The following is a 17,202-nucleotide window of genomic DNA, read 5'->3' as shown; positions in this document are numbered from 1 at the left end:
GCGTGCTGGCTTCAGCACGTCTTGAGGAGGTTTCGGTATGTCGAAACGACTCCGCACCGTCGCGGGGTTCGCGCTGGCGACCGGTCTGCTCGTGTCGGGTTCCCCCGCACGGGCGCAGGTCGAGGCAGGGCCCTGGACCAGCTACTCGCCGTCGTTCAGCGTCCAGGAACGCGGCTGCGGCAAGGTCAGCGACCTCACCTTCCAGCTCACCTGCTCGAACTCGAGCGGTGACCAGCGCGCCGAGCGCCGGTACGCCACGTACACCGGCGGCACGCGGCAGTTCGAGGGGAGCTTCCGGATCACGAGTCTCGGCGGCACCCGCATCAGTCTCAAGCAGACGTTCAAGGACGATCCCGGCGCGGGACCGTACTACCTGCTCGCCGTGGAACGCGGCGGCCGGTTGTACGCCGTGCACGGTGGCAACACCATCGCCACCGGGGCGACCGTCGGCACCACCGTGCGCGTGAACACCGTGCACGTCGTCGGCAGCACCCACCGCACCTACATCAACGGCTCCAAGAAGTACGAGGTGTCGAGCTCCGGCGGGAACTTCTACGACAAGTTCGGCGCGTACCGGACCGCGAGCGGTCAGGGCCCGGCGACGGTCGTGTGGAGCAACATCAAGTTCTGGCGCAAGTGAGGATCATCCTGGTGGGACTGCTGTTCCTGGCTGCCTGCGGCCAGGAACGGCAGGACCCCGTGCTGACGTCCGAGCTGACCTCGCCGACCGACGTGACGCTGCACTGGCGTCCGGATCCGGGGGCGGCCGGGCAGGTCGTCGAGTACGCGAACGCGGCCGGCGGCGACTACGTGGTCCTGGAGTTCGCCCCGCCCGGGAGGACCTCCTACCGGCACCCGGACCTCATCCCGGAAACCCAGTTCTACTACCGCGTCCGGCCCTACACGGGGCCCGCTTCGACCACTGTGGACATCGCGTTGCCGCCCGGCGACGAGGTGCCGGAGACCGACGGGCACGAATGGGCGGAACCGCGCAAGGGTGGCGGCGGCACGCATCCGGTCGCGTCACCGGAGGCGGCGCCGGCCGGTCTGAAGGCGGAGGTGAAGCACGCCAACGGGATCCTGTTCACCTGGGAGGACCGCGCGTCCGACGAGGAGGGTTACCTGATCGAGCTCAGGCCGGCCGGCGCGGCCGACTACCGCGTCGCGGCGCGGCTCGACCCGGACGTCACCTCGTTCGGGCTGATCACACTCCCAGACGAGAAGACCGCGACCTACCGGGTGCGGCCCTTTCGGTTCGGAGCACCGTCGAACCTGACGCATCAGACGACGGGGAAGGTCTGAACCCCTGTCTGGCGGTCCACGCGCTCGCGGCGAGAAGCAATGCCGCGAGCGCGTAGGGCCAGGTGGCGTCCTCCGTGACGGCGAGGGCGACGTTGATCAGCGTGAGCAGGGCGAACACGGAGCTGAGCAGCCACCAGGTCAGGTGGTCGGAGTTCAGGCGGGCGGTCATGGCAGGGCGGCTACCCGTTTTCGGTCGACCTCACACCTTCTTCCTCCTCTTTTTTCTCACCGCGCCGGCGCATGAACCCGAAACCGGGGATGCCGAGGATGGCCTGGCGCATGTCGCTCGTGACCTCCAGCAGCTGGTGCACCTCCGGGCCGACCCGGTCCAGCGTCGCGAGGATCGGCAGGATGTCGCTGGTGAGGTGCTCGGTCAGCACCGGCAGTTCGTCGACGAGCTTGATGGCGGCCTCGACCTCGTGCGGGGAGAGCTCCTCAACGAACCGCTTCGCGAGCGGATGGGCCTGCTGGGCGATCGGCTCGTAGAGGCCGATCAGCTCGTTGGCGGAGTGCGCGGTGTGGCCGGCGGTCGTGACGACGTGCCCGGCCCGTTCCGCGACGTCGCTCGCGCTCGCCGTGATCGCGCGGACCTCGTCGACGGCCTTCTCCGCGTCGGCCACCACGTGCCCGGTGCGCTCCACGAGCGCGTCGGCCTTCCGCACGATGCCGTCGACCGCGTCGATCGTGCCGTTGACCTTGCGGACCAGCTGCTCGACCTCGCCGATCAGGCTCAGCACGCGGCCCGGGACCGCGGCCACGGCGGCCGTCGTGTCGATGGCCGTGCTGAGCGCCTGCTTGGCCAGACCCATACCTGGGATCTCCATGCGTCCACTCTGCCTCACGCGTTGATCTTTCTGGGGGAACGCCATTCGGTTTTCAAAACTGTCAGACCCCGTCATTACGTTTCTCGATGTCGGCCAGTCGGCTGACCGGGCGATCCGGGAACCGTGCACCGTCCGAAGTTGTCAGAGCCGGGGGTTAGCATCCCCGGCGGGCGAGGGAGGCGCACATGGCTTGGTGGCACCGGATCAGACGCATTGTCTCCGGTGGAGGGCGGGAGTCGGCGAGTTTCGTCGCGGCACTGCTGGGTGTCCTGGTGCTCGCGGGCGCCGCGCTCGGGCAGGGCATCTCCCGCACGTCGGTCGCGGTGTCGGACGGGCTCACCTGGCTGGGCGACGACCAGCGCGGTGAGGTCGTGCAGGTCAACCCGGTGTCGGGCAAGCCGCAGACGCGCCTGCAGATCAGCGGGCCCGACTCGCAGCTGGAGATCGCGCAGGAGGACGGCCGCCTGATCGTGCTGAACCGGCGGACCGGCGAGATCACCGTGATCGACCTGGCCACGCTGCTCGCGTCCGGCCGCCGGCAGGCGCCGCCCGGAGCGTCGAGCAAGGTGCTGGTGTCCAACGGCATGGTGTACGTTGTCGACCGCGCCGCCGGCACGGTCCACACGGCGGACCCGTTGACGCTGGCCGACATCGGGCAGACGTGGGAGGCCGGGCAGCCGCTCGCCGACGCCGTCGTGGACGAGCGCGGCGTGCTGTGGCTGGTCGACCACGGCGGCACGTTGCGGTCGCTCGACTGGTCCGACGACGAGGAGAAGTTCCAGGAGCGCTCGCAACGGCAGGTCAGCGGTGCCGGGCCGCGCACCGTGCTGGTGCCGCACGACCAGGGCGTCACGCTGATCGGTCTCGACGGCGGTGTCGTGGTGCGCGACGGCACGGGGCAGGACGTGTCGAGGTCGACCGACCGCACCGACGCCGAGGTGATCGCCGCGCAGACCGCGCCGACCGACCTCGTGCCCGCGTCGGTGCCGGAGTCGTCCGCGGTGGTGCTCGTCGTCGACGGCCAGGTGATGCGGGTCGACGTGAACGCGCTGGGCTGTCCGAAGCCCGGCCGGCCCGCGGTGTTCCGCGACAAGGTCTACGTGCCGTGCAAGGGCTCCGGCAAGGTCATCATCCTGGACCGCGGCGGTCGTCGCGGTGGTGACGACGTGCGCACGTCCGGCGGGACCGACCCGGAGCTGGTGTTCGACGACGGCCGGCTGTTCGTGAACGTGCCGGGCTCGTCGACGGGTGTGCTGGTCGACACCGACGGCGCGACGCGCTCGCTGACGATCCGCAGCCCCGAGCTGCCGGTGAAGGACCCGGACCGCTCGCCGCCGCCGACGGTGCCGCCGCCCCCGCCGCCGAACCCGAACGAGCCGACCAAGCCACCGCGCAACCCCGGTGGCAACAACGGTCCGACGACCGAGGTCAACCCGCCGCCGTCGACGACGGGGTCCTCGCCGCCGCCGTCGGTTCCGGGTGGCTCGGCTCCGGCCGCGCCCGCGGGCGTGACGGTGCGGGAGAAGTCGCGCAGCGCCTCCGCGGTGGTCGTGACGGTGAGCTGGAGTGCCGCCGCCTCGGCCGATCCGGTCGTGGGCTACACCGTGACGGGGTCCGGCTCGTTCTCCGGCGGCTCGGTGTCGGCTCAGTCGGCCGGTAACTCGGCCGATCTCTCGGTGCCGTGCACGGGGTCGACGTTCTGCACGAGCGGGCGGCTGGACGTGACGGTGCGGGCGTCGACGGCGACGCAGGCCGGTGCCGCGGGCATGGCGGCGTTCACGGTGACGGCGCCGAACACCCCGCCGCCGAACACTCCGCCGCCCAACACGCCTCCGCCGAACACCCCGCCGCCCAACACGCCTCCCCCCAACACGCCTCCGCCGACCACCACGACCACGACACCCCCTCCGCCGCCACCGCCGTCGCTGCCCACTGCGGGTGCCGCGGTGATCACGGGCATCAGCGGCGGGAAGTTCGCGTCGCGGCGCACGGTGAGCATGGCGCCGCCGCCGGACTGGGCCGGCCACAACGGGCGCTGCGAGGTCGTGAACAAGACGCAGGGCTACTCGGTCGGCATCGCCTGCAACGCCACCAGCGCGGTCATCGACGTCGAAGAGGGCGGCAACCTGATCGTGGTGCGCGCCTACGCGGCGTCCGGTGCCGGCCAGGTCGACTCGGCGGCGAAGAACGCGATGTACCTCCCGGACGAGTGCGCGGGCAAGCCGACCTGCGTGCCGCGGATGGCCCCCGCCGGTGCGGGGACCGCGCCGGCGGGAGCGGGTGGCCTGGGTCTGCTGGCGTGCGCGTTCCTGTTGCGCATCGGTGTGCGCAGAGAAGAGGAAAAGTGATCGACACCGGTGAGGTTTCGGCCTTCCGCGACCTGCACACCCGGCTCGGTGACTCGGTCGAGAGCGCCGTGCGCGGCAAGCGCGACGTGATCGACCTGGTGCTGGTGGCGATGTTCGCGGGCGGTCACGTGCTGCTCGAAGACGTGCCGGGCACGGGGAAGACGACGCTGGCGCGCGCCGTGGCGGGTGCTCTGGGCGGCATCTCCCGGCGCGTGCAGTTCACGCCGGACCTGCTGCCGTCCGACGTCACGGGCACGTCGGTGTACGACCCGCAGACGGGGCAGATCCGGTTCCGGCCGGGTCCGGTGTTCGCGAACATCGTGCTGGCCGACGAGATCAACCGCGCCGCCGCCAAGACGCAGTCGGCGTTGCTGGAGGTCATGGAGGAGCGGACGGTCACGATCGACGGCGTCGGGCACGCGGTGCCGGATCCGTTCCTGGTGGTGGCGACGCAGAACCCGATCGACCTCGACGGCACCTACCGGTTGCCGGAGGCGCAGCTGGACAGGTTCATGCTGCGGACCTCGATCGGTTATCCCTCGGTGGAGGCCGAGCTCGACGTCCTGCGTCCCGGCAGCGGGGCCGGGCGGATCGCCGACGTGCGCACGGTGACGTCGCCGCGGGAGGTGAGCGCGTTCAGCGGGCGGTTGCAGCTGCTGCACGTGGCGGATCCGATCCTGCAGTACATCTCGGCCCTGGGCGCGGGCACGCGGTCCGACGACCGGTTGCGGCTCGGCACGTCCACCCGAGGGCTGCGGACCCTGGTGCGGTGCGCGCAGGTGTACGCGGCGTCGAAGGGCCGGCACTTCGTCGTGCCGCAGGACGTCCAGGACATCGCGGACCCGGTGCTGGCCCACCGGCTGGTGCTGACGCGGGAGAGCGTGCTGGCGGGCGTGACGACGTCCGAGGTGCTGGCCGACGTGCTCGCGCGCGTGCCTGTGCCCAAGCCCGCCTCCCAGTGATCCGGGGCGCGATGAGACTCACCTTGCGCGGCACCGGAACCGCGGTGCTGGGCGTGCTGATGCTCGGGGTCGGGCTGTGGTGGCGGTACGCGGGCATGGCGGCGTTCGGCCTCGCCCTGACCGCGCTGGTCGTCGCCTCCGCGGTCTCGGTGCTGGTCGCCTCGCCGCTGACCGTGTCGCGCACCGTCCGCCCGCGCACCGTGCCGAGGCTGGCGCGGTGCAGCGGCCGGTTGGAGCTGTCGGCGGTCGGCCGGTGGCCGGTCGCGCTGGACGCCGTGGACATGGTGGCGGGCACCCCGACGGCCGTGGACGTGCCGCTGCTCGAACCCGGCGCCGTCGAGGCGGTCGACTACGCGATCCCGACCTCCCGCCGCGGTGTGTTCGACGTGGGCCCGCTGACGTTGCGACGCAAGGGCCTGGCCGGTCTGGCGCAGGCCAGGACCGTGCTGGGCGAGGTCGTGCAGGTGCGAGTGGTACCGCGCGTGCTGCCGGTGCGCGGCCTGCCGTCCGGTGCCCGCCGCGGCCAGGTCGGCGCCGACGAACGCGTCGAGCGCGGCGGCACGGACCTGGTGGGCCTGCGCGAGTACGTGCCGGGCGACGACCTGCGCCGCCTGCACTGGGCGACGTCCGCGCGCACCGGCACGCTGATGATCCGCGAGGACGCCGACCCCGCCCGCCCGCACCTGGCCGTGCTGCTGGACGACAACGCGTCGTCGTACGCGCAGGAACAGCGGTTCGAGGAAGCCGTCGAGGTGGCGGCGTCGCTGATCACCTCGGCGCTGGAACAAGGACATCCGGTGCGCCTGCTGACGTCCTCCGGCGACACCGATCTCGAGGAGACCCAGGACTCCGCACCGATCCTGGCGGCACTGGCGGACCTGGAGCTGCGGGACGTCGACGGCCGCCCCACCGTGCCGGTGCGCGACCTGGACGTGGTGGCCGTGATCAGCGGGACCACCGTGCCCGCGCTGGTGCTGGAGGCGGGCCGCGCCGCGTTCGGCACGGTGCTCGTGGTGGACGAGAAGCGCCCGGTGGGGGCGGCGGGCTCGGTGCTGGTGATCAGCGGCGGCCGCGCGGAGGATCTGATCGACTCGTGGAACGCGGTGGTGGCCCGATGACGCGTGGAGCGGGCACGCCCGCGCTCGGCGCTGCGGTGGCGGGCGGGAAGGTCGCCGTCCCGCCGGTGTGGGGTGCGGTTGGGCTGGTGGCTGACATCCGCCGGCGGGCTACCGCCGTGCCGGCTGTCGAGGCTCTTCGGCTTGCGCGGCCGCCGGTCCCCACAGGTCTCGCCGGAGCGCCACGGCTCGCGTGGTTGCGAGGTGCGGTGGCGTGATGAGGTACGCGTGGGTGGCCGCCGTGCTGGTGGTCGGTTCTCTGCAACTGGCCCGGGCCTGGGACGGCGCGTTCGTCTACTTCGGACTGGCGGCGTTCGCCGGGTTCCTCGCGCTGCTGCTGAAGCGGCTCGTTCCCGCCGGTCTGGCCGGGCTGGCGGTCATGGTGCTCGCGATGACAGCGGGGTTCTTCGCGGCTCGCGGCGCGGAACCGGGCCGCGATCCGGCGTGGGTGCTGCTCGACACCGTGCCGCGGCTGCTCACCGCGGCTCGTCCGGCGCCCGCGACGCCCGAGCTGCTGGTGCCCGGGCTGTTGCTGATCGTCGGGATCTCGACCGCGACGGTGTTGTCGGTGACCAAGCGCGGGACGGCGTTGTTCGTGCCGGCGCTGGGCGCGGCGGTGCTGTACGTGTCGGCGGCGCTGCTCACCACCGGGCGCGCGGACCGGTACGGCCTGGTCGCGCTGGTGCTGGTGGTGCTGCTGGCGGTGGGCTGGCTGATCATCGACCGGCGCGGGCCCGTGGTGCCGCCCGCGGTGCCGGCGACGGCGACGGCGGCGTTGACGTTGCTGGCGTTCGTGTTGCCCGCCAACGGGTTCGAGCCGCGCAAGCTCGTGCACCCGCCGATCACCAACGTGGCCATCGCGAACCCGCTGCCGCAGCTCGCCGCGTGGGCCGCGCAGGGGGAGACCGAGCTCTTCCGGATGCGCGGGCCTGAGGTGCCGGTGCGGCTGGTGACGCTCAGCCGGTACTCGGGGGCCTCGTGGGAGGCCGCGTCGACCTACGGGCCGCTGGGCGTCGTCGACCCGCCGGACCTGCCCGTCGGCGGCAAGTTCCAGGACACGACCGTCGACCTGCGGATCACCGGGTTGCAGGGCGAGTGGCTGCCGGGCGTGGGCAAGCCGCAGTCGGTGTCGCTGAGCGACGCCATGGTGGATCCGGACACCGGGTCGCTGGTCGTCGCGGAAGGCTTGAAGACCGGGCTGAGCTACACCGTTCGCGGTGTGGTCGAGACGCCGGCGGACACCGACCTCGCCGAGGCCTCGGTTCCGGGCGGCGCGACCCGGTACACCGCTTTGCCGCGCCTGCCGTTCACGCTGGCCGAGTACGCGCGGCAGGCGACGGCGGCCGCGCGCACGCCGTACGAGAAGGCCGTGGCGCTGGAACAGGTCGTGCGCCTGAACCGCCGTCCGGACGCCGAGGCGCCGGTCGGGTCGTCGTACGCGCGGCTGGAGACGTTCCTGTTCGGCGCACCGGGCGAGGCCGGCGCGGGAGCGGGGACGGCGGAGCAGTTCGCGTCCGCGTTCGCGGTGCTGGCGCGCGCCGTCGGGCTGCCGACGCGGGTCGTGGTCGGGTTCCAGCCGGTGCCGGAGCAGAACGGCGAGCGCGTGGTGCGCGCCGCGGACGCCACGGCCTGGCCGGAGGTGTACTTCAGCGGGTGGGGCTGGGTGGCGTTCGACCCGGTGTCCGGCAACGGAAGCGGGCCCAGCGCCGCGTCCAAGCGCGAGGTGCTGAACCGGCTCGCCTCCACCACCGCGAAGCCGACGCCGACCTCGCTGCCGTCCGTGCCGCCGCTGGTGCAGCCGTCCGCGGTGAGACCGGACGTGGTGGCCGCTCCGCAGCCGCCGGCCGGGTTCCCGTTCTGGGTGTTGTCGCCGGTGCTGGTGCTGGTCGCGCTGTACGTGGCGCGGACCACCCGCCGGCTGCGGCTGCGGGCCGCCGGTCCGGTCGGGGCGTGGCACGAGGTCCTGGACTCGCTGCAGCTGGCCGGGCTGAGGCCGCGGGCCAGCCGGACCGCGCCGGACGTCGGGCGGGAGTGGGGCGAGGCCGGCGTGCGGCTCGCGGCGATGGTGGACCAGGCCGCGTTCGCGCCGGAGCCCGTGCGGGCCGAGAACAGCTGGCGGCTCGCCCGGCAGGTGCGCAAAGCCGTGCGGCGCAAGGCTTCCTGGTGGCGGCGGGTGGTGTGGGCGGTGGACCCGCGGCCGCTGTTGCGGCGTTAGGGCGTGCTCGCGCAGGCTTCCACCGCCTGGCGCCGCACACCCGACCTGGTCGCCACCGCCTTCGAGCCAAGACCCTGCTCGAACAGCCCACGGCGGCCTCACACTGCTCGGCTGACAGCGAAGTCCCCGAATGCAACGTGTGGACCCTCTGATCAACCCGGCGACACTCAGGGGGGTCTGACGGTTCCGGGCTAGTTCTTGGCCGCGCAGACCTTGCCCGAGCTGCCGCGCTCGCCGTTGTACCCGAAGGCCGCGATCTGGAAGCAACGCCGGTACCCGCCGCCGTCCTCGATCACGTACTTGGTCGCCCCGCCGGTCACCCTGGTGACGGCGAGCGGTTTGGCGCCGGTCACGTCGATCACCACGAACTCGGCCTGGCCGTTGCTCGGGTCCGACCACTCCAGCTCGATCGCCTTGCCGTGGTACTCGGCGCGCTTGAGCACCGGCATGAACTTCGGGTCGGCGTTCGGGGGCGGCCCCGCGTCGGCCGACTCCGCGGTGGGGACCGGGAGGGTGGTCGACGACTGCTGGGACTGCTGGGACTGCTGGGACTGCTTGTCGTCGGTGCGGTTGAGCAGCATGCCCGCGACGAGGCCGCCGGTCACCGCGACCACGGCCAGCAGGGCGAGCACGCCGCCGCGCCTGCTCCTGCGGACCGGGGCGGTCATCGGTTCCGGTGGGGGCAGGTCGACGGTCGGCAGCACGGCGACCGGCCGGGGTGGTGCGGGCGGGGTGGCCAGGTCGGTGTGGCGGTAGGTCAGGTCCGCGAGCCGGCCCTGCCAGGAGTCGTCGGGTTCTTCCTCGGGCTCCGGTTCCGGCTCCGGTTCCGGCACGAAGCCGCGCGGGCCGAAGCCGGGTGCCTCGGTCGGGCCGTCCGGGATGAAGAACGTGCGCTCGCCCAGCATCGCCGTCGAGTCGGGGTCCACAATGGACACCGCGGTGCCCGCGCGCACGGCGGTCAGCGCGTCGCGCAGCTCCAGCGCCGAGGTGAAGCGGTCGGCGCGGTCCTTGCGCAGGCAGCGGTCGATCACGGCGACCAGCGCGGCCGGGACGTCGAAGCGGGTCAGCGTGCGGGGCTCGGCGCGGGTGACGCGGCCCACGTAGGACAGCAGCGTGTCCTCGTCCGGGTTGTCGGAGGCGAACGGGGGCTTGCCTTCGAGCAGGGTGAAGAGGGTGGAGCCGAGCGACCAGATGTCGTCGGCGAACGACGGGGTGCCGCCCTCCAGCATCTGCGGGGCCGCGTGGCGGTAGCTGACCATCTGCAGCGACGCGGAGTGGCCCGCGTCGGCGCCCCGGGCGATGCCGAAGTCGGCCAGGACGTAGGAGGTGGGCAGCACCAGCACGTTCTGCGGCTTCACGTCGCGGTGCAGGATGCCCTGGCCGTGCGCGAACGCCAGCGCGTCGGCCACCGCGATGCCCGCGGACACCACGTCCTGCACCGGCAACGGGCCCATGGCGCGCAGGCGGTCGTGCAGCGAGCCGCGTTCGTAGAACTCCATGACGATGCACGGGCGGCCGTCCGGCAGCGTGCCCGTGTCGAGCACCGTCACGATGTGCGGGTGCTGGCGGCCGAGCTCGACGGTGATCGCCAGCTCGCGGCGGAAGCGGGTCAGCGTCGCGGGGTCCGTCACCTGCAGGACCTTCACCGCGACGGCACGGCCCAGGCCGTCCTGGCGGGCCCGGTAGATCGTGCCCTCGCCGCCCTGCGCGATCACGCGGAAACCGCTGTAGCCCGGCAAGGCGATCTCGGGTGCCGGCGCCGCACCGGTGGCGGGCGCCCAGGCCATCAGATCGTCTTCCACCAACGAATCCTATCCCGCTGCGGCCGGCTCACCCGGACCTTCGGTGCGACCGCGGGAGAAGGTTCAGGTGGTCAGCACCTTCACCTGGAATCCCAGCGACTGCAGCATTCCGGTGAGCATCACGCGGGTGTTGTCCTCGGCGCGCTTGAGCAGTCCCGACTGCCGCGCCGCCTCCGCGATCTTGGCCTCGCCCGCGACGTAGAACCGTTGCTGGTCAGGGGTTTCCACCAGCGCCTGCAGGTCGTTGACCAGGCCGCGCTTCTGGCTGAAGACGTAGGACCGGTCGTGGTGCAGGTTCGGCCTGTCCAGCTGGGCCTTGGGCAACCGGAGCTCGACGGTCTTGCCGTCCGGCGACAGCACGAGGCCGTCGTCCTGCAACGACCCCAGGTCGACGTAGGCGTTGACCGACCCGGCCGCGACGAACAGCGTGCGTTCCCCGGCCAGCGCCGCGGGCACCCACTTCACGTCGTTCTCGATGTCCAGCACGACCTGGAACTCACCGGCCGCCGCGTGGTACTGGCTGAGATCCCGCACCGACTTGAGCACCGCGGGCTGGCTGCGGTCGACCGAAGTGTCGTCGAAGGGCTTGAACTGCTCGAAGACGTACAGCGCCGCACCGAGGAGAATGAAGACGGCAGCGACCAGAGCTCCACGCATCACCCAGCGCCTGTCCACCGCGTTGGAGTACCCGTGAGGTGATGCGCTCACACGGTCTGTATGGGCTAATCGACCCGAGCGGAATCAGTCCCGTGTCCATCTGGTTGGCTTTGGACGAGACTGAAACGACGGTTTTGGAGGCGTGCGGTGCTGGACCCGGAGAACCTGTACGAGGTCGACTCGGAGGTGCCAGACCTGACGGGCGCGGTGCTGCTGCACCACTTCGAGGGCTTCATGGACGCCGGTGCCGCGGGCCGTCTGCTCGCCGAGCACCTGCTGGAGACGCTGGAGAGCCGTGTCGTCGCGCGCTTCGACATCGACAGCCTGATCGACTACCGCTCCCGCCGGCCGCTGATGACCTACGCGACCGACCACTGGGAGGACTACGCGACTCCCGAACTGGTCGTGCACTTGCTGTGGGACAGCGCCGGCCACCCGTTCCTGCTGCTCACCGGCCTGGAACCGGACCGCGGCTGGGAGGCGTTCGTGCTCGCCGTCCGGTCGTTGATCGACCGCTGGGGCGTGCGCCTCACCGTCGGTTTCCACGGCATCCCGATGGGCGTGCCGCACACCCGCCCGCTCAACGTCATCGGTCACGCGACCCGGCCCGAGCTCGTGTCGGAGTACCAGCCGTTCTTCAACCGGGTGCAGGTGCCGGGCAACGTCTCGGGGCTGCTGGAGCTGCGCCTCGGCCAGGCGGGCCACGACGCGATGGGCTTCGCCGCCCAGGTGCCGCACTACCTGGCGCAGTCGCAGTACCCGACCGCCGCCGTCACCCTGCTCGACGCCCTCGCGCGGGCGACGGGTCTGGCGTTGCCCATCGGATCGCTGCTCGACGCGGCTCAGGCCGCCGACGCCGAGATCCACCGGCAGGTCGCGGAGTCGGAGGAGGTCGCCCAGGTGGTGGAAGCGCTTGAGCGGCAGTACGACGCCTTCATCCAGACTGTCGGCAACACCGACCTCCCCAGCGCGGACGAACTGGGCGCCGAGTTCGAACGGTTCCTGGCCGAGCAGCAGCGTCCGCCGGACCACCTGTAGGGAGCTTGTGATGGCCACCTGGAACGACGTGCGCCGCATCGCCACCTCCATGCCCGACGTGACGGAGCGGGTGCGGGAGGGCGTCGTCGACTGGAGGGTCAAGGACAAGCTCTTCGTGTGGGAACGGCCGCTGCGCAAGACCGACATCGCCGCGTTGGGCTCGTCGGCGCCGTCAGGGCCCATCCTGGCGGCGCGGGTGCCGGACCTGGGGGCCAAGGAGGCGCTGCTGGCCTCCGACGGGTCGGTCTACTTCACCACGCCGCACTTCCACGGGTATCCGGCGATCCTGGTGCGGTTGGAGCACATCGGCGTGGGTGAGCTGGAGGAGCTGATCGTCGAGGCGTGGCACGCGCGGGCACGCCGGCGTTAGTAGCTGACGAACCGGTAGTGCAGGCCCGAAGCGGACTCCTGCCACGCACCCACGCCGACCGGCTCGCGGTCGAGCTTCGGCGCGTAGGTGTCGCCGTCGAAGACCTCCCGCACCTCGGTCACCTCGATCCGGTCCGCGAACGGCAGTGCCGCCGCGTAGACCGCCGAGCCGCCCATCACCCACAGGTCGCCGGTGACGTCCGCGAGCGCCTTCTCCAGCGACGGGAACGTCTCGGCGCCCTCCTGCGGCGTGCGGGACAGCACCAGGTTGCGGCGGCCGGGCAACGGGCGGAAGCGCGGCGGCAGCGACTCCCAGGTCAGGCGGCCCATCAGGACCGCGGAGCCCGCGGTGATCTCCCGGAAGTGCTTCAGGTCCTCCGGGATGTGCCACGGGATCGCGTTGTCGCGGCCGATCACGCCGTTCGGGTCCTGGGCCCAGATCAGGCCGATCACACCGCCACCGGGGCCTTGATGCCGGGGTGCGGGTCGTAGCCGACGAGCTCGAAGTCCTCGTAGCGGTAGTCGAACAGCGACGCGGCGGGAGCCATCCGCAAGGTCGGGAACTCGCGCGCGTCCCGGCCCAGCTGCAGTTCGACCTGCTCGACGTGGTTGTCGTAGATGTGGCAGTCGCCGCCGGTCCAGATGAAGTCGCCGACGCCGAGCCCGGTCTGCGCGGCGATCATGTGCGTCAGCAGGGCGTAGGAGGCGATGTTGAACGGCACGCCGAGGAACAGGTCCGCGCTGCGCTGGTAGAGCTGGCAGGACAGCTTGCCGTCGGCGACGTAGAACTGGAAGAACGCGTGGCACGGCGGCAGCGCCATCTGCGCGATCTCGCCCACGTTCCAGGCCGACACGATGATCCGCCGCGAGTCCGGGTTCTCGCGCAGGGTCTTCAGCACCTCGGCGATCTGGTCGACGTGACCGCCGTCCGGGGTGGGCCAGGAGCGCCACTGCACGCCGTAGATCGGGCCGAGCTCGCCGCTCTCCGGTGCCCACTCGTCCCAGATCGTCACGCCGTGGTCCCGCAGCCACTTCACGTTGCTGTCGCCGCGCAGGAACCACAGCAGCTCGTAGGCGATCGACTTGAAGTGGACCTTCTTGGTCGTGATCAGCGGGAACCCGGCGGCGAGCGGGTAGCGCAGCTGATGGCCGAAGATCGACCGCGTGCCGGTGCCGGTGCGGTCCTCCTTGTGCACGCCCTCCTTCAGGACGTGGCGGAGCAGGTCTTCGTACTGCGTGTCGGCCATACGGCCGAGCTTAGTTGACTCAGAACCGGCTCATGTCCGGCTGAAGGCCGAGTCGCAGCATGGCGTACGTCTCGAACAGCCGCCGCGACACCACGGTGTGCTGGGCGGCCACGTGCGCGTCGCGCAGGCAGCGCTGCAGGGCCGACGACTCGAACACCGAGCTGCCGCCGCCCGCCGCGAACGCCTTCTGCGTCACCTCGGTGGCCTCGCCCGAGGCGAACGAGCAGGCTAGCCTCAGCCGGGCCTTCACCGGGTCCGGAGCGGGCGTGCCGTGCACCGCGAGGTCCCAGGCCGTGCTCAGCGCCTCGTGCAGGAACGCCGCCGCGGCCGACAGCCGTGCCTCCGCCGAGGCGAGCTCGATCTGCAGGCCGGTCTGCTCGGCGAGCCGCGTCGTGGTGTGCTGCGGGGTCTTCGCCACGGCCAGCGCCTCGATCTCGTCGATCGCGCGCCGGGCCACGCCCAGGCACACCGACGCCACGCCCGCGGCCAGGAAGCTGAAGTACGGGAACACCGTGACCGGGCCCTCGATGCCGGGAGTGCAGCCGATCGGCCACACGGCACGGCGATACGGCAGAAAGGCGTCCTCAAGAGAGAACTCGTGCGAACTGGTGGCACGGAGACCTGCGGCGTGCCACGTGTCGTGGATCGTCACGTCCGCACGCGGGTACACGGCCAGACGCGGACCTTCCGGCGTGATGGTGCCGCCGATGACCCACTCGCAGTGGGTGACGGCGCTGCCCCAGCCCCAACGGCCCGTGACGCGGTAGCCGTCGTCGGTCGCGACCGCTTTCCCCAACGGCGCGGCGGTGCCGGCGATCAACGCGCGCGGGTCGCCGAAGATCTCGTCGGCGGCGTCGGACGGCAGGTACCAGGCCAGTGACGACGAGATCGTGGTCGTCATCGCGGTCCAGCCCGCCGAGGCGTCGGACCGCGAGAGCTCCTGGATCTCGCGGCTCCACTCGGGCAGGCCGAGCTCGGCGCCGCCGTAGCGCTTGGGGGCGATCAGGCGGTGCACGCCGTGGTCGACGAGCGCGGTCACGACCGGGTCGGTGAGCGCGCGCTGCTGTTCGGCCAACGGCGCCTCGGCGCGGATCAGGGCGTGGAGATCCATGCGCGCGATCTTGCCCATCGGGCTACAGCTTGGCGAGCGCCTCAACGAGTGGCTTGAGCTCCGGGATGCCCTCGGCCTCGTCCAGCGACTCGGCCAGCGCCCGGTCGTGGGTGGGGCGGGCGAGCGCGAGCAGCTCGTGGCCCTTGTCGGTGACCTCGGTGTAGATGCCGCGGCGGTCGGTGGGGCACAGGTAGCGGGCGAGCAGGCCGCGGTCCTCCAGGCGCGTGACCAGGCGCGTCGTGGCGGACTGGCTGAGCACCACGGCGTTGGAGAGCTGGTTCATCCGCAGGTGGAAGCCGTCCTGGCGGTTGAGGACGTCCAGAACGGTGTACTCGCTGACCGAGAGCTCGTGCGCCCTCTGCAGGGCTCTTTCGAGGCGGTCCTCGATGCGCGCGTGCAACGCCGCGAGCGTGCGCCAGCCCTGAGCGCGCGCCTGGACGGCGTCGTCGTCCAGTGACATAGGTCAATTCCCCTCAAATAGACAGCGTGTGCAACTATTGCGTACGCTTGTTACCGTCTTCAACAAGTCTACCGGGGAGAGACATGGATCTGTCGGGACGCACGGCCCTCGTGACGGGCTCCACCTCCGGCATCGGCTTCGCCACCGCGGAAGCGCTGCTCAAGGCCGGTGCGGCCGTGGTCGTCACCGGTCGCAGTCAGGAGCGCGTGGACGAGGCGGTGGCCAAGCTGGACGGCGAGGCTCGGGGCGTCGCCGCGGACATCGCGACCGCGGAAGGCGCGTCCCACCTCGTGAACCAGGTGCCCGACGTGGACGTGCTGGTCAACAACATGGGCATCTACGGCGCGCAGCCGGTGTTCGAGATCGAGGACGCCGAGTGGCAGCGGTTCTTCGACACGAACGTCATGTCCGGCGTACGGCTCTCGCGGCACTACACGCCGCGCATGGTCGAACGCGGCTGGGGCCGGGTGATCTTCGTGAGCAGTGAGTCGTCCGTGTTCACGCCCACCGAGATGGTCCACTACGGCATGACGAAGACCGCGCAGCTCGCCATCGCGCGCGGCATGGCGCAGGCCGTGCAGGGCACCGGCGTGACGGTGAACTCGGTGCTGCCCGGCCCGACCCTCACGCCCGGCGTCGAGGAGTTCATCCGCGACCGCGTCGGCGACGGCGGCGAGGCGGAGTTCGTCCGCACCGAACGCCCCACGCTGCTGCTCGGCCGCCTGATCCGTCCCCACGAGGTCGCGAACCTCATCACCTACGTCGCGTCGGACCTGTCGTCCGCGACGACCGGTGCCGCGTTGCGCGTCGACGGCGGCACCGCACCGACGCTGATCCCGTAACCGTTCTAAGGACTGGTTTTGCACACACTCAAGCTCAACAACGGTGTCGACATGCCCCAGCTCGGTTTCGGCGTCTGGCAGGTGCCGGACGCGGAGGCCACGCCCGCCGTCGCGGAGGCGCTGAAGGCCGGTTACCGCAGCATCGACACCGCGGCCATCTACGGCAACGAAAGCGGCGTCGGCGAGGCCGTCGCGAACTTCGACCGCGAAGAGCTCTTCATCACGACGAAGCTGTGGAACTCCGACCAGGGCTTCGACTCGACGCTGCGCGCGTTCGACGAGTCCCTGCGCAGGCTCGGGCTCGACGTGCTCGACCTGTACCTGATCCACTGGCCGACGCCGGCCCGCGACCGCTACCTCGACACCTGGAAGGCGTTCGCCCAGCTGCAGAAGGAAGGACGCGTCCGCGCGATCGGCGTCTCCAACTTCCAGCCCGCGCACCTGCGGCGGTTGATCGACGAGACCGGTGTCGTGCCCGCGGTCAACCAGATCGAGCTGCACCCGTACCTGCAGCAGGCCGAACTGCGCGAGTTCCACGCCCGGCACGGCATCGCGACCGAGGCGTGGTCGCCGCTCGGCCAGGGCGGCGAGCTGCTGAAAGACCCGGTGGTCGCGAAGATCGCCCTGGCGCACGGCCGTTCCCCGGCCCAGGTGGTGCTGCGCTGGCACCTGCAGCTCGGCAACGTCGTGATCCCGAAGTCCGTGACGCCGTCGCGGATCCGGGAGAACATCGACGTGTTCGGCTTCGAGCTGGCCGCCGCCGAGATGGCGGCTCTGTCCACTCTGGACCGCGGCGGCCGCATCGGCCCGAATCCGGACGAGTTCAACCAGGCCTGATCAAAAAGCACGGAACACGAAGCCCCGGACCGCTGTACTCGCGGTCCGGGGCTTCGCCGGCAACGGGCCTCGC

Annotated in this window: 18 protein-coding genes; 11 read left to right on the top strand and 7 right to left on the bottom strand. The window is 71.5% G+C overall.

Going from position 1 to position 17,202, the window contains the following annotated elements; translation table 11 throughout:
- The first annotated feature begins 37 nt into the window (after positions 1 to 37).
- Both ACWEIJ_RS06805 and ACWEIJ_RS06800 read left to right on the top strand, forming a co-directional pair.
- Entirely contained in the window at positions 38 to 640 is a 603-nt protein-coding gene (locus tag ACWEIJ_RS06805; protein ID WP_449836195.1) for a hypothetical protein, read from the top strand.
- Between the two features lie 11 nt (positions 641 to 651).
- Positions 652 to 1,302, top strand: a complete 651-nt coding sequence (locus ACWEIJ_RS06800; RefSeq protein WP_449836194.1) for a fibronectin type III domain-containing protein — start codon at positions 652 to 654, stop codon at positions 1,300 to 1,302.
- 179 nt (positions 1,303 to 1,481) lie between these two features.
- On the opposite strand, the gene ACWEIJ_RS06795 is transcribed toward ACWEIJ_RS06800, so the two are convergent.
- Entirely contained in the window at positions 1,482 to 2,126 is a 645-nt protein-coding gene (locus tag ACWEIJ_RS06795) for a hypothetical protein (protein WP_449836193.1), read from the bottom strand.
- Between the two features lie 185 nt (positions 2,127 to 2,311).
- Here ACWEIJ_RS06795 and ACWEIJ_RS06790 point away from each other — a divergent pair, with 185 nt between their 5' ends.
- From ACWEIJ_RS06790 to ACWEIJ_RS06770, 5 genes are read left to right on the top strand one after another with little or no spacing between them, the layout of a single operon-like run.
- Entirely contained in the window at positions 2,312 to 4,474 is a 2,163-nt protein-coding gene (locus ACWEIJ_RS06790; protein ID WP_449836192.1) for a hypothetical protein, read from the top strand.
- A complete protein-coding gene (locus ACWEIJ_RS06785; protein WP_449836191.1) occupies positions 4,471 to 5,436 on the top strand; it encodes an AAA family ATPase in 966 nt (321 codons plus the stop codon). The genes ACWEIJ_RS06790 and ACWEIJ_RS06785 overlap by 4 nt, the downstream gene beginning before the upstream one ends.
- 11 nt (positions 5,437 to 5,447) lie before the next feature.
- Entirely contained in the window at positions 5,448 to 6,554 is a 1,107-nt protein-coding gene (locus tag ACWEIJ_RS06780; protein ID WP_449836190.1) for a DUF58 domain-containing protein, read from the top strand.
- On the top strand, positions 6,551 to 6,769 hold the full coding sequence (locus ACWEIJ_RS06775) for a hypothetical protein (RefSeq protein WP_449836189.1): 219 nt from the start codon (positions 6,551 to 6,553) through the stop codon (positions 6,767 to 6,769). The genes ACWEIJ_RS06780 and ACWEIJ_RS06775 overlap by 4 nt, the downstream gene beginning before the upstream one ends.
- Entirely contained in the window at positions 6,769 to 8,766 is a 1,998-nt protein-coding gene (locus tag ACWEIJ_RS06770; RefSeq protein WP_449836188.1) for a DUF3488 and transglutaminase-like domain-containing protein, read from the top strand. The genes ACWEIJ_RS06775 and ACWEIJ_RS06770 overlap by 1 nt, the downstream gene beginning before the upstream one ends.
- Before the next feature lie 191 nt (positions 8,767 to 8,957).
- Here the strand turns inward: ACWEIJ_RS06770 and ACWEIJ_RS06765 are convergent, their stop codons facing one another.
- Both ACWEIJ_RS06765 and ACWEIJ_RS06760 read right to left on the bottom strand, forming a co-directional pair.
- Positions 8,958 to 10,568, bottom strand: a complete 1,611-nt coding sequence (locus ACWEIJ_RS06765; protein WP_449836187.1) for a serine/threonine-protein kinase — start codon at positions 10,566 to 10,568, stop codon at positions 8,958 to 8,960.
- Positions 10,569 to 10,631: 63 nt separating this feature from the next.
- Positions 10,632 to 11,225 (bottom strand): DUF4230 domain-containing protein, encoded by a 594-nt coding sequence (locus tag ACWEIJ_RS06760; RefSeq protein ID WP_449836186.1) that lies wholly within the window; start codon positions 11,223 to 11,225, stop codon positions 10,632 to 10,634.
- Between the two features lie 147 nt (positions 11,226 to 11,372).
- On the opposite strand from ACWEIJ_RS06760, the gene ACWEIJ_RS06755 reads away from it, so the two are divergent.
- Positions 11,373 to 12,263, top strand: a complete 891-nt coding sequence (locus tag ACWEIJ_RS06755) for a proteasome assembly chaperone family protein (protein WP_449836185.1) — start codon at positions 11,373 to 11,375, stop codon at positions 12,261 to 12,263.
- A gap of 10 nt (positions 12,264 to 12,273) precedes the next feature.
- Positions 12,274 to 12,633 carry an MmcQ/YjbR family DNA-binding protein gene (locus ACWEIJ_RS06750; RefSeq protein ID WP_449836184.1) on the top strand — a complete coding sequence of 120 codons (360 nt, stop codon included), beginning with the start codon at positions 12,274 to 12,276 and terminating at the stop codon, positions 12,631 to 12,633.
- On the opposite strand, the gene ACWEIJ_RS06745 is transcribed toward ACWEIJ_RS06750, so the two are convergent.
- Genes ACWEIJ_RS06745 through ACWEIJ_RS06730 form a run of 4 tightly spaced genes read right to left on the bottom strand, consistent with a single transcriptional unit; the run spans position 12,630 to position 15,450 of the window.
- Complete coding sequence (locus tag ACWEIJ_RS06745; RefSeq protein ID WP_449836183.1) at positions 12,630 to 13,085, bottom strand: dihydrofolate reductase; 456 nt, start codon at positions 13,083 to 13,085, stop codon at positions 12,630 to 12,632. The genes ACWEIJ_RS06750 and ACWEIJ_RS06745 overlap by 4 nt on opposite strands.
- On the bottom strand, positions 13,082 to 13,879 hold the full coding sequence (locus ACWEIJ_RS06740; RefSeq protein WP_449836182.1) for a thymidylate synthase: 798 nt from the start codon (positions 13,877 to 13,879) through the stop codon (positions 13,082 to 13,084). Before ACWEIJ_RS06740 ends, ACWEIJ_RS06745 begins: the two co-directional genes overlap by 4 nt.
- 19 nt (positions 13,880 to 13,898) lie before the next feature.
- Positions 13,899 to 15,008: an acyl-CoA dehydrogenase family protein gene (locus ACWEIJ_RS06735; RefSeq protein WP_449836181.1), complete on the bottom strand. Its 1,110-nt coding sequence runs from the start codon at positions 15,006 to 15,008 to the stop codon at positions 13,899 to 13,901.
- A 4-nt stretch (positions 15,009 to 15,012) separates the two neighbouring features.
- Positions 15,013 to 15,450 carry a MarR family winged helix-turn-helix transcriptional regulator gene (locus ACWEIJ_RS06730; RefSeq protein ID WP_449836180.1) on the bottom strand — a complete coding sequence of 146 codons (438 nt, stop codon included), beginning with the start codon at positions 15,448 to 15,450 and terminating at the stop codon, positions 15,013 to 15,015.
- 83 nt (positions 15,451 to 15,533) lie between these two features.
- On the opposite strand from ACWEIJ_RS06730, the gene ACWEIJ_RS06725 reads away from it, so the two are divergent.
- Both ACWEIJ_RS06725 and ACWEIJ_RS06720 read left to right on the top strand, forming a co-directional pair.
- Complete coding sequence (locus tag ACWEIJ_RS06725) at positions 15,534 to 16,292, top strand: SDR family NAD(P)-dependent oxidoreductase (protein ID WP_449836179.1); 759 nt, start codon at positions 15,534 to 15,536, stop codon at positions 16,290 to 16,292.
- 51 nt (positions 16,293 to 16,343) lie between these two features.
- Entirely contained in the window at positions 16,344 to 17,129 is a 786-nt protein-coding gene (locus ACWEIJ_RS06720; RefSeq protein WP_449836358.1) for an aldo/keto reductase, read from the top strand.
- Positions 17,130 to 17,202 lie beyond the last annotated feature (73 nt).

This window comes from Lentzea sp. NPDC004789 (assembly GCF_053601075.1).
Note: the sequence above shows the minus strand (reverse complement) of the source record. Positions and strands in the feature narration are given on the sequence as shown.